Source organism: Arenibacter flavimaris, from assembly GCF_030291335.1.
In the GTDB taxonomy this organism is placed as follows: Bacteria; Bacteroidota; Bacteroidia; order Flavobacteriales; family Flavobacteriaceae; genus Arenibacter.
This window is the reverse complement of record NZ_JASWIM010000002.1, coordinates 274402-287158: the sequence shown is the minus strand read 5'-3', so window position 1 is coordinate 287158 and position 12757 is coordinate 274402. Positions and strand designations below refer to the sequence as shown.

Sequence of the window (12757 nt, the reverse complement as noted above, 5' to 3'; positions counted from 1 at the left end):
ATTGGTTACTCCGTCCCCGTCACAATCAACTGTTAAATAGTCGCCGCTCTGGGCCAAGGTAATATGTTCAGGGTTGTAATCGCAAGGGTCCAATGGATCCGTGCCATCTTCTTTCTCATCCCCGTTGGTTACCCCATCCCCGTCACAGTCCGCTTCGTCCCAACTATTGGAAGGAGCTACAGTTTGGTGGGCCAATACAAAATCGCAGGAATCCAATGGATCCGTACCGTCTTCCTTCTCATCCCCATTGGTTACTCCGTCCCCGTCACAATCAACTGTTAAATAGTCGCCGCTCTGGGCCAAGGTAATATGTTCAGGGTTGTAATCGCAAGGGTCCAATGGATCCGTGCCATCTTCTTTCTCATCCCCATTGGTTACTCCGTCCCCATCACAATCAACTGTTAAATAGTCGCCGCTCTGGGCCAAGGTAATATGTTCAGGGTTGTAATCGCAAGGGTCCAATGGATCCGTGCCATCTTCTTTCTCATCCTCGTTGGTTACCCCATCCCCGTCACAGTCAGCTTCGTCCCAACTATTGGAAGGAGCTACAGTTTGGTGGGCCAATACAAAATCGCAGGAATCCAATGGATCCGTACCATCTTCCTTCTCATCCCCATTGGTTACTCCGTCCCCATCACAGTCAACTGTTAAATAGTCGCCGCTCTGGGCCAAGGTAATATGTTCAGGGTTGTAATCGCAAGGGTCCAATGGATCCGTGCCATCTTCTTTCTCATCCTCGTTGGTTACCCCATCCCCGTCACAGTCAGCTTCGTCCCAACTATTGGAAGGAGCTACAGTTTGGTGGGCCAATACAAAATCGCAGGAATCCAATGGATCCGTACCATCTTCCTTCTCATCCCCATTGGTTACTCCGTCCCCATCACAGTCAACTGTTAAATAGTCGCCGCTCTGGGCCAAGGTAATATGTTCAGGGTTGTAATCGCAAGGGTCCAATGGATCCGTGCCATCTTCTTTCTCATCCTCGTTGGTTACCCCATCCCCGTCACAGTCCGCATTCTTCCATTCCGTTGATGGTGAGCAGTTCTGGTGGGCCAAAATAAAATCACAGGGGTCCAATGGATCCGTACCGTCTTCCTTTTCCTTTTCATTGGTTACGCCATCACCGTCACAATCCGCATTCTTCCATTCCGTTGATGGTGAGCAGTTCTGGTGGGCCAATATAAAATCACAGGGGTCCAATAAATCCGTACCGTCTTCCTTTTCCTTTTCATTGGTTACGCCATCACCGTCACAATCCGCCTTCTTCCAAGCAGTAGACGGCGCACAGTTCTGATGGGCCAATATAAAATCACAGGGATCCAACGGATCCGTGCCATCCAACTTTTCTTTTTTATTCGTTACTCCGTCACCGTCGCAATCGGCATTCTTCCAAGCAGTAGACGGCGCACAGTTCTGATGGGCCAAAATAAAATCGCAAGGATTATTCGGATCCGTACCATCCTCATTTTCCTTATCATTGGTCACACCATCCCCATCTGAATCCACAGCTGTAGCCGATGATGAACCTATTATTGTAGTGGAAAGAGGACTACCAGGATTTAAAGCAAATGCTGAAGCCATGCCATTACCAGACAATTCAATATTACCGATAGCAAAAAGATCCCAAAATCCATTCAAAGAATTTTCCTTGATATCTGATGTTTCTTTATCATCGTCTTCATGCAATACGGGTTCCCCATGAATAGAATTAAAATTATATACATAGGTATTCCCATAGGAGGAAGAACTTCCAAAAACAAAAATAACAGCGATAAGTGAAAAATAGCGGGCTAAAGTGCTCCTATATTTCACAAAAGTAATATTCTCCATAAATGATAGTTTTATATCAACTGATCACCATGGCATAATAGGTAAAAACAAATGTAAGAAGTTGGGGCCAACTCCAAAATTACATGCAAGATATATCTAAAAAATCAATACTCATAAGGTTTTCAATCTGTAAATTATATAAAATCTGCCAATAACCGTATTACTCGACAAAGTGTTAATTATTTACAAAAATAACTTTGAAAAAAATATGATTAACCTGTAAAAAATATTATTTGAACAACACTTGACCTAAACTTTTTCATTGGTGAAAAATACATTACAGACCTATCATTTAACAAAACCCGACGAATGGTTTTATCTATTTTGATTAAAATATACTCACTTTAATACCTAAAAAAAGGTATACAAAAATTAAGAATATTCCCAAAAATAATATTTGGATCACAATAGGCACTGGACGGGCAAGGCAACCGTATTCAAATGTCATATAGATTTCAAGAATAAAATCGATACCACAAGAACCAAAGCCACACAAGACTCCAATTGTTACCTATACATTCAAAATATCCGCCAATTAATAATTCTTTGTTGCATTAACCCATATTTGCTGGTTGAAAAAAATTAATTTGACTTATTTTTGCCGAAATCAAAAGATCAATGAGTTTTAGGGAACAAATTGAAAGAAGAAGGACTTTCGGAATTATATCGCATCCCGATGCGGGAAAAACTACACTTACTGAAAAACTACTCCTTTTCGGGGGTGCCATTCAGGAGGCCGGAGCTGTTAAAAACAATAAGATAAAGAAAACTGCTACCAGTGACTTTATGGAAATTGAAAAACAAAGAGGTATTTCAGTTGCCACCTCTGTTCTTGCCTTTCTCTACAAGGACAAAAAAATAAATATACTGGACACTCCAGGCCACAAGGATTTTGCGGAAGATACTTTTAGAACCCTAACTGCCGTTGACAGCGTAATCGTTGTTGTTGATGTTGCAAAAGGTGTAGAGGAGCAAACTGAAAAATTAGTGGAAGTTTGTAGAATGCGGAACATTCCAATGATCGTATTCATCAACAAATTGGACCGTGAAGGAAAAGATGCCTTCGATTTATTGGACGAAGTTGAGCAAAAATTGGGACTTTCCGTTACCCCATTAAGTTTCCCGATCGGCATGGGTTATGATTTTAAAGGAATCTATAATATTTATGAAAAAAACATCAATCTTTTTAGTGGGGACAGTAAGAAGAATATTGAGGACACTATAGCTTTCGACGATATTAACAACCCGCAGTTAGAAGAAATTATAGGTACAAAAGCAGCCACTGAGCTCAGGGACAACCTGGAATTGGTCAACGGTGTATACCCCCCCTTCAACAAGGAAAGTTATCTCCAGGGAACACAGCAACCCGTTTTTTTTGGTTCTGCCCTGAACAATTTTGGAGTGCGTGAACTGTTGGATTGTTTTATAGATATTGCCCCCTCGCCCCGGGCCAAAATGGCCGAAGAGCGCCTTGTAGAGGCCAATGAAAAGGAATTAACTGGTTTTGTATTTAAGATACACGCCAATATGGATCCAAAGCACAGGGATCGTCTAGCATTCATAAAAATAGTTTCGGGTACTTTTGAAAGGAACAAACCCTATTTACATGTCCGACAAAACAAAAATTTGAAGTTCTCCAGTCCCAATGCATTTTTCGCCGAGAAAAAAGAAATTGTGGATATTTCCTATCCTGGGGATATTGTTGGATTACATGATACCGGAAATTTCAAAATTGGAGATACCTTGACGGAAGGTGAAGTTCTACACTACAAAGGTATCCCCAGCTTTTCCCCGGAACACTTTAGATATATCAATAATGCAGATCCCATGAAAGCCAAACAGCTCAACAAGGGAATTGACCAATTAATGGATGAAGGGGTTGCCCAGTTATTCACCTTGGAAATGAACAACAGAAAAGTTATAGGTACTGTGGGAGCCTTACAATTTGAAGTAATACAATATCGTTTGGAGCACGAATATGCCGCCAAATGCACTTATGAAAATTTCCCGGTTTACAAAGCTTGTTGGGTAGACCCCAAGGACAGGAACAGTGAGGAATTTAAGGAATTTAAACGGGTAAAGCAGAAGTTTTTGGCCATGGACAAACGCAAGCAACTTGTTTTTCTTGCGGATTCCCAGTTTTCACTGCAGATGACCCAGCAGAAATACCCCAACGTAAAACTTCATTTTACTTCAGAATTCAATTAAATCACATATAGATTCCCGTAAAACAAAAAACCTTCTGCTAATACAGAAGGTTTTTTTATTGCTTTTAAGCTTCACCCGTTGGTCCAAAATTCAATGGAATGGGAGGCTGCTCATAATCCTTTATTGTTCCATGTGCCTTTTCGAAGCGACTCACATTATCACCAAGCGCCTTTAAGAATTTCTTGGCATGCTGGGGGGTAAGCACAATCCTACTTTTCACCTTTGCCTTGGGAGCCCCGGGCATCATGCTTATAAAATCCACTACAAACTCTGAAACGGAATGATTGATTATAGCCAAATTGGAATATATTCCCTCAGCCGTTTTCTCATCCAGCTCTATGTTGATCTGTTTTTGATTTTGATCCTTATCACTCATTATAAAAAATGATTATCTATTACTATTTAACTAAAAGCTAATGAACAAGTAACAAACAAATTGTCAATTGTCCAAAAAAAAACCCCGGTGAATAACACCGAGGTTCTTATTATTTAGAATTTCAATTCCTCTTTTCGGGCCATGATTTCATCGTATTCCTCCTTGGAACCTACAATGATATTTTCATAATCCCTCATTCCCGTACCTGCTGGGATTTTATGACCAACAATTACGTTTTCTTTCAATCCTTCCAGCGTATCTACCTTACCGCTTACAGCAGCTTCGTTAAGTACTTTGGTCGTTTCCTGGAAAGAAGCGGCAGAAATAAATGATTTGGTCTGTAAGGAAGCACGTGTAATTCCTTGTAGGATTGGTGTAGCTGTTGCCGCTACAGCGTCCCTTGCAGTAACCAAATTCTTATCGTTACGTTTAAGAATCGAATTCTCATCCCTTAATTCACGGGCACTAACAATCTGACCCGGCTTTAAGTTTTCGGAATCACCCGCATCTTCTACCACTTTCTGTCCGAAAATCTCATCGTTCTCTTGGATGAAATCATCCTTGTGAACCAATTGATTTTCCAAGAAGATAGTATCTCCCGGATCCTCTATACGCACTTTACGCATCATTTGACGCACTACTACCTCAAAGTGCTTATCATTGATCTTCACCCCTTGCAATCGATATACTTCCTGAACTTCGTTCACCAAGTATTGTTGCACCGCTGAAGGTCCTTTGATGGCCAAGATATCCTCTGGAGTGATTGATCCATCGGACAATGGCATTCCTGCACGTACGTAATCATTTTCTTGTACAAGAATTTGATTGGACAATTTAACCAAGTATTTCTTGACCTCACCCAATTTGGATTCGATAATGATCTCGCGGTTACCTCTTTTGATCTTACCAAAGGAAACAACACCATCAATCTCGGAAACAACAGCAGGGTTGGATGGGTTACGGGCTTCGAACAATTCGGTAACTCTTGGAAGACCACCCGTAATATCCCCAGCCTTAGCTGATTTACGCGGTATCTTAACCAAAATTTTACCTTCATTGATCTTGTCTCCATCATCTACCATAATATGCGATCCAACCGGAAGGTTGTAAGAACGCAATACTTCATCCTTATTGTTTTTGATCAATAGGGTAGGTATTAATTTCTTGTTCCTTGATTCTGAAATTACTTTCTCTTGGAATCCAGTCTGTTCATCAATCTCTACCTGATACGTAATACCTTGTTCAATATTCTCATATGCAATTTGTCCTGGGAATTCTGAAACAATAACTCCGTTGTAAGGATCCCAAGAACAAATAACCTGACCTTTCTCTATTTTTTCACCATTCTTAATGAACAACTGTGAACCGTAAGGAATGTTGTTGGTACTTAGTGTTATTCCAGATTTTGCATCCACAACCTTAATCTCTGATGTCCTAGAAATTACAATCTCTGATTTTTTACCATCTCCATCCTGACTGGAAACTGTCCTTAAATCTTCAATCTCAGCGACACCGGCAAATCTGGCTTCCAATTTATTTTCTTCAGAGATGTTACCTGCAATACCTCCCACGTGGAAAGTACGCAATGTTAACTGTGTTCCTGGCTCACCGATAGACTGTGCAGCTACTACACCAACAGCCTCACCACGTTGTACCATTTTATTGGTAGACAAGTTTCTTCCGTAACATTTACCACAGATACCTTTCTGTGCCTCACATGTAAGAGCAGAACGCACTTCTACTTTTTCAACTGGGGATGCTTCTATTTTCTTCACATCCGATTCCATAATTTCCTGACCTGCCTTTAAAAGCAATTCTTCAGAAATAGGATCATAAACATCATGTAAAGAAACCCTTCCAAGGATACGTTCCCCTAAAGTTTCAACAATCTCTTCATTTTTCTTAAGGGCCTCAACCTGAACCCCTCTTAGTGTTTCACAATCCTCAATATTGATAATTACATCTTGTGAAACATCCACCAAACGACGTGTAAGATAACCTGCATCCGCCGTTTTCAACGCCGTATCCGCAAGACCTTTACGTGCACCGTGAGTAGATATAAAGTATTCAAGAATGGAAAGACCCTCTTTAAAGTTGGATAAAATGGGGTTTTCAATGATCTCCCCACCTCCAGCAGTAGATTTTTTTGGTTTTGCCATTAATCCACGCATACCGGTCAACTGGCGAATCTGCTCCTTGGAGCCCCTTGCACCAGAATCCAACATCATATACACAGAGTTAAATCCTTGCTGATCCTCACGGATACGCTTCATAGCCAATTCCGTTAACATGGCATTGGTAGATGTCCAAACGTCAATTACCTGATTGTAACGCTCGTTATTGGTTATAAGCCCCATGTTATAGTTGGCCATAATACCATCTACCTGTGTATTGGCATCCGCAATCATTTCATGCTTCTCAGGCGGAATAATAATATCTCCCAAACTAAAGGACAATCCACCTTTAAAAGCGAATTCATATCCCATAGTTTTTATTTTATCCAAGAAATCGGCTGTTGTTGGAACATCGGTAACACTTAATATATTACCAATGATATCCCTAAGCGATTTTTTGTTCAATACCTCGTTAATGTATCCTGCCTGCTCTGGAACTACCATGTTGAACAATACCCTACCAACTGTTGTTGGAATGATTTGATTGACCAATTCACCAGCCTCATTAAAATCTTTGGCACGTACCTTTATACCGGCATTAAGATCTAGCCTACCTTCATTAAAGGCGATAACCACCTCTTCATAGGAATAGAACGTTAAACCTTCTCCTTTTACCGCTACCTCTGGAGTTGACTTTCTTTCTTTGGTCATATAATAAAGTCCCAAGACCATATCCTGTGATGGTACGGTAATAGGAGAACCATTTGCAGGGTTCAAAATATTATGTGATGCCAACATTAAAAGTTGTGCCTCCAAAATAGCTTCAGGTCCCAAAGGCAAGTGAACTGCCATTTGATCCCCATCAAAATCCGCATTAAATGCAGTACACACCAAGGGGTGCAAACGTATAGCCTTACCTTCAATAAGCTTTGGCTGGAACGCCTGAATACCTAGTCTGTGCAATGTAGGGGCACGATTCAACAATACTGGGTGTCCTTTTAAAACATTTTCAAGAATATCCCAAACTACAGGTTCTTTCTTATCAATGATCTTCTTGGCAGATTTCACCGTTTTTACAATACCCCTTTCGATCAACTTTCGGATAACAAAAGGCTTGTAAAGTTCAGCTGCCATATCTTTGGGCAAACCACATTCAAACAATTGCATTTCAGGTCCAACGACGATTACCGAACGAGCGGAATAATCCACACGTTTACCCAAAAGGTTTTGACGGAAACGACCTTGTTTTCCTTTCAGTGAATCTGAAAGTGACTTTAGTGGCCTATTGGATTCTGTTTTAACTGCAGATGCCTTACGTGTGTTGTCAAATAAAGAATCAACTGCCTCCTGAAGCATACGCTTCTCATTTCTAAGAATCACCTCTGGCGCCTTGATCTCGACCAATCTTTTAAGACGGTTGTTCCTTATAATAACCCTTCTGTAAAGGTCATTTAAATCCGAGGTTGCAAAACGGCCACCATCAAGCGGTACTAAAGGACGTAGTTCCGGTGGAATAACAGGAATCACCTTCATGATCATCCAATCCGGCCTGTTCTCCCTATTTTCCTGAGACTCCCTTAAGGCTTCCACTACTTGAAGTCTTTTCAAGGCTTCGGTCTTACGCTGTTTGGAAGTTTCGGTATTGGCCTTATGTCTTAATTCATAGGACAATTGGCTCAAGTCTATTCTCGCCAAAAGATCAATTAAGCATTCCGCACCCATTTTAGCGATAAACTTGTTCGGGTCAGTATCTTCCAAGTACTGATTCTCTTGTGGAATAGACTCCAATATATTCAAATATTCCTCTTCGCTCAAGAAATCCATTTTTTGGATTTCCTCACCGTCCGGTCCCTTGGCAATACCCGGCTGAATTACTACATAACGTTCGTAGTAAATAATCATATCCAATTTCTTGGAAGGCAAACCCAATAGGTAACCAATTTTATTGGGCAAGGAACGGAAATACCAGATATGGGCAACAGGAACAACCAAATTAATGTGTCCTACCCTATCTCTACGTACCTTTTTCTCCGTGACCTCTACCCCACAACGATCACAAACAATACCACGGTAACGAATCCTCTTATATTTCCCACAGGCACATTCATAATCCTTTACAGGACCAAAAATACGCTCACAGAATAGACCGTCCCGCTCAGGCTTGTGCGTTCTATAGTTAATAGTTTCAGGTTTTAAAACCTCACCTCTTGACTCTGCCAAAATAGCTTCTGGAGATGCCAAACCGATTGAAATTTTATCGAACCTTTTAATGGTATTATTATCTTTTAGTCTAGCCATAACTATAATCTGATACTAATTTAATTCTTGTTATTAGGAATAGTGTTTAAAACCAATCCTTGTTATTCTTCCAATCTAATATCCAAACCTAATCCCTTAAGTTCGTGCATTAATACGTTGAAAGATTCTGGCAAACCAGGTTCTGGCATGGTCTCTCCTTTTACGATCGCCTCGTAAGTCTTGGCCCTACCTATAACATCATCCGACTTAACGGTCAGTATTTCCCGTAATGTAGCAGAGGCTCCATAAGCTTCCAGTGCCCAAACTTCCATCTCTCCAAAACGTTGTCCACCAAATTGTGCTTTACCACCCAATGGCTGCTGCGTAATAAGTGAGTATGGTCCAATGGAACGAGCATGCATTTTATCGTCTACCATATGTCCTAATTTCAACATATAGATAACCCCAACGGTTGCAGGCTGGTCAAAACGTTGACCCGTACCGCCATCGTAAAGATACGTATGTCCAAATCTAGGAATTCCTGCTTCATCGGTATAGGCATTGATTTGCTCCAAGGTAGCACCATCAAAAATTGGGGTCGCATATTTCTTCCCTAATTTTAATCCGGCCCATCCTAAAACAGTTTCATATATCTGTCCAATGTTCATACGGGAAGGCACCCCTAATGGATTCAATACTATATCCACCGGTGTTCCATCCTCTAGGAACGGCATGTCCTCGTGACGTACAATTCTGGAAACGATACCTTTGTTTCCGTGACGGCCCGCCATTTTATCCCCAACCTTCAGTTTACGCTTTTTCGCTATGTAAACTTTGGCCAATTTCATAATACCGGCTGGCAATTCATCACCAACGGAAATAGTGAACTTGTCCCTTCTAAGGTTACCTTGAAGATCGTTCAACTTTATCTTATAGTTATGCAAAAGATCGGTTACCAAGGTGTTGCTTTCCTTATCCGTAGTCCAACTTCCACCAACCAAATGGGCAAAATCATCAACGGCATTCAACATTTTCATGGTATACTTCTTTCCTTTTGGCAAGACTTCTTCCCCAAGGTCGTTCAATACCCCTTGGGAAGTTTTGCCATTGACCAATGTAAATAGTTTTTCGACCAATACATCTTTCAATTGCTGGAATTTCACTTCGTATTCCAACTCCAATTTGGAAAGTTCTTCCTTATCCTCGGAACGCTTACGCTTATCCTTAACAGATCTTGAGAATAATTTCTTGTCTATAACAACCCCTCTAAGTGATGGGGATGCCTTTAAGGAAGCATCTTTTACATCACCGGCTTTATCACCAAAAATGGCGCGTAACAATTTTTCTTCCGGGGTAGGATCGGACTCACCTTTAGGAGTGATCTTACCGATCAAAATATCCCCAGGCTTAACTTCCGCTCCAATACGGATCATTCCGTATTCATCCAAATCCTTGGTAGCTTCTTCAGAAACGTTGGGAATATCATTGGTCAACTCTTCAGCTCCCAATTTGGTATCCCTTACCTCCAAAGCGTACTCATCAACATGGATAGATGTAAAAATGTCCTCACGAACTACTTTTTCAGAAATAACGATCGCATCCTCAAAGTTGTAACCTTTCCATGGCATAAACGCCACTACCAGGTTTCTTCCCAATGCCAATTCGCCACTTTCCGTAGCGTAGCCTTCACAAAGAACCTGTCCTTTTTTAACCTTGTAACCCTTTTTTACAATAGGTTTAAGGTTAATACTTGTTCCTTGGTTTGTTTTTCTAAACTTGACCAATTCATAAGTTTTGGAATCTTCTTCAAAGCTAACCAATCTTTGCTCTTCGGTACGGTCGTACTTAATGGTGATTTTCTGGGAATCAACATATTCTATAACCCCATCTCCTTCTGCATTTATCAATACCCTTGAATCCGACGCTACTTGACGTTCCAAACCTGTACCCACAATAGGTGATTCCGGCTTCAATAATGGAACGGCCTGACGCATCATGTTAGATCCCATCAAGGCCCTGTTGGCATCATCATGTTCCAAAAATGGGATCAAGGATGCCGAAATGGAAGCTATCTGGTTGGGTGCAACATCGGTATATTGAATTTCAGCAGGATCCACCACTGGAAAATCCCCTTCTTCCCTTGCAATTACCTTCTCTGCAGTAATGTTTCCTTTTTCATCCATAGGAATGTTTGCCTGGGCAATTTTCATTCCTTCTTCCTCTTCTGCACTTAGGTAAGTAAAGTCGTTAATGTTTACTGTACCATTGTCAACCTTACGATACGGTGTTTCCAAGAAGCCCATTGGGTTTACCTTGGCAAATACCGATAGTGAGGATATCAATCCAATGTTCGGTCCTTCCGGAGTTTCAATAGGACAAAGTCTACCGTAATGCGTATAGTGCACATCACGTACCTCAAACCCTGCTCTTTCCCTTGAAAGTCCGCCTGGCCCCAATGCCGACAATCTTCTCTTGTGCGTAATTTCGGCCAATGGATTGGTTTGATCCATAAACTGTGATAACTGGTTGGTACCAAAGAAAGAGTTGATCACCGAAGACAGGGTCTTGGCATTGATCAAATCTATTGGGGTAAACACCTCATTATCACGTACGTTCATACGCTCGCGAATTGTTCTGGCCATACGTGCCAGACCAACACCAAATTGCTGTGACAATTGTTCACCAACAGTCCTTACCCTACGGTTGGAAAGGTGATCAATATCATCGATCTCAGCTTTGGAGTTGATAAGCTCTATCAAATATTTAATAATGGTAATGATATCTTCCTTGGTCAAGACCTGCTTGTCCATTCCAATATCCAATCCCAATTTTTTGTTCATTCTATAACGTCCTACCTCACCAAGGTTGTAACGTTGATCGGAGAAAAACAATTTATCTATAATACCACGTGCTGTTTCCTCATCGGGCGGTTCAGCATTACGCAATTGACGATAGATATGTTCAACAGCCTCTTTTTCAGAATTCGTCGGATCCTTCTGTAGGGTGTTATGGATAATGGCATAATCGCTTTGTGCATTATTCTCTTTGTGCAAAAGAATAGTCTTCACATCAGCTTCCAATATCTCATTTATGTGATCTTTTTCTAAAATAGTATCACGGTCAAGGATAATCTCATTTCTCTCAATAGATACCACTTCGCCCGTATCCTCGTCCACAAAATCCTCATGCCATGTATTCAATACTCTAGCCGCCAATTTTCGGCCCAATACTTTCTTTAATCCGGCATTGGAGACTTTCACTTCCTCAGAAAGGTCGAAAATTTCCAAAATATCCTTATCCCTTTCAAAACCAATGGCCCTGAACAAGGTGGTAACCGGTAATTTTTTCTTTCTATCAATATAGGCGTACATAACACCATTGATATCCGTTGCAAACTCTATCCAGGAACCTTTAAAAGGAATCACCCTTGCAGAGTACAACTTTGTTCCATTTGCATGGAAAGATTGACCAAAGAAAACCCCTGGAGAACGGTGTAACTGGGAAACAACAACGCGTTCTGCTCCATTGATCACGAAGGTACCGCTAGGAGTCATATAAGGAATAGTTCCTAAGTACACATCTTGTACAATGGTCTCGAAATCCTCATGCTCGGGATCTGTACAATATAATTTTAATCTTGCTTTTAATGGAACACTATAAGTAAGTCCACGCTCAATACATTCTTGAATGGAATATCTAGGTGGATCAATGAAATAATCTAAAAATTCTAATACGAACTGGTTCCTTGTGTCTGTAATTGGAAAGTTTTCCATGAAGGTGTTGTACAACCCTTCATTGCCCCTTTCGTCAGATTTAGTTTCAAGTTGAAAAAAATCTTGAAATGATTTAATCTGAATGTCCAAGAAATCCGGATAATTCGGCGTGTTCTTAGCGGATGCGAAACTTATTCTTTCAGTCTGATTTGTGAACATCTATGGACAAAATTTTGATCGTGAATACTATAATTGGGTAGTGTACGCCACTATACACG

The 12757-nt window shown here is 40.9% G+C and carries 5 protein-coding genes; 1 reads left to right on the top strand and 4 read right to left on the bottom strand.

Annotation, left to right across the window (positions count from 1 at the left end; genetic code table 11):
* The coding region (locus tag QSE00_RS03330; RefSeq protein WP_459076830.1) for a thrombospondin type 3 repeat-containing protein at nucleotides 1-1830 on the bottom strand (1830 nt) is incomplete at its 3' end.
* Nucleotides 1831-2448: 618 nt separating this feature from the next.
* Between QSE00_RS03330 and QSE00_RS03325 the strand changes: the two genes are divergently transcribed.
* A complete protein-coding gene (locus tag QSE00_RS03325) occupies nucleotides 2449-4038 on the top strand; it encodes a peptide chain release factor 3 (RefSeq protein ID WP_286104855.1) in 1590 nt (529 codons plus the stop codon).
* 64 nt (nucleotides 4039-4102) lie between these two features.
* Here the strand turns inward: QSE00_RS03325 and QSE00_RS03320 are convergent, their stop codons facing one another.
* The 3 genes from QSE00_RS03320 to rpoB all read right to left on the bottom strand — a co-directional run bounded on the left by QSE00_RS03320 (nucleotide 4103) and on the right by rpoB (nucleotide 12698).
* Nucleotides 4103-4414, bottom strand: coding sequence for a DUF3467 domain-containing protein (locus QSE00_RS03320; protein ID WP_072863284.1), 312 nt, complete (start codon nucleotides 4412-4414; stop codon nucleotides 4103-4105).
* Between the two features lie 113 nt (nucleotides 4415-4527).
* Nucleotides 4528-8826: a DNA-directed RNA polymerase subunit beta' gene (gene rpoC / locus QSE00_RS03315; RefSeq protein WP_110356681.1), complete on the bottom strand. Its 4299-nt coding sequence runs from the start codon at nucleotides 8824-8826 to the stop codon at nucleotides 4528-4530.
* Between the two features lie 62 nt (nucleotides 8827-8888).
* Nucleotides 8889-12698, bottom strand: a complete 3810-nt coding sequence (gene rpoB, locus QSE00_RS03310; RefSeq protein ID WP_110356680.1) for a DNA-directed RNA polymerase subunit beta — start codon at nucleotides 12696-12698, stop codon at nucleotides 8889-8891.
* Nucleotides 12699-12757: the final 59 nt, after the last annotated feature.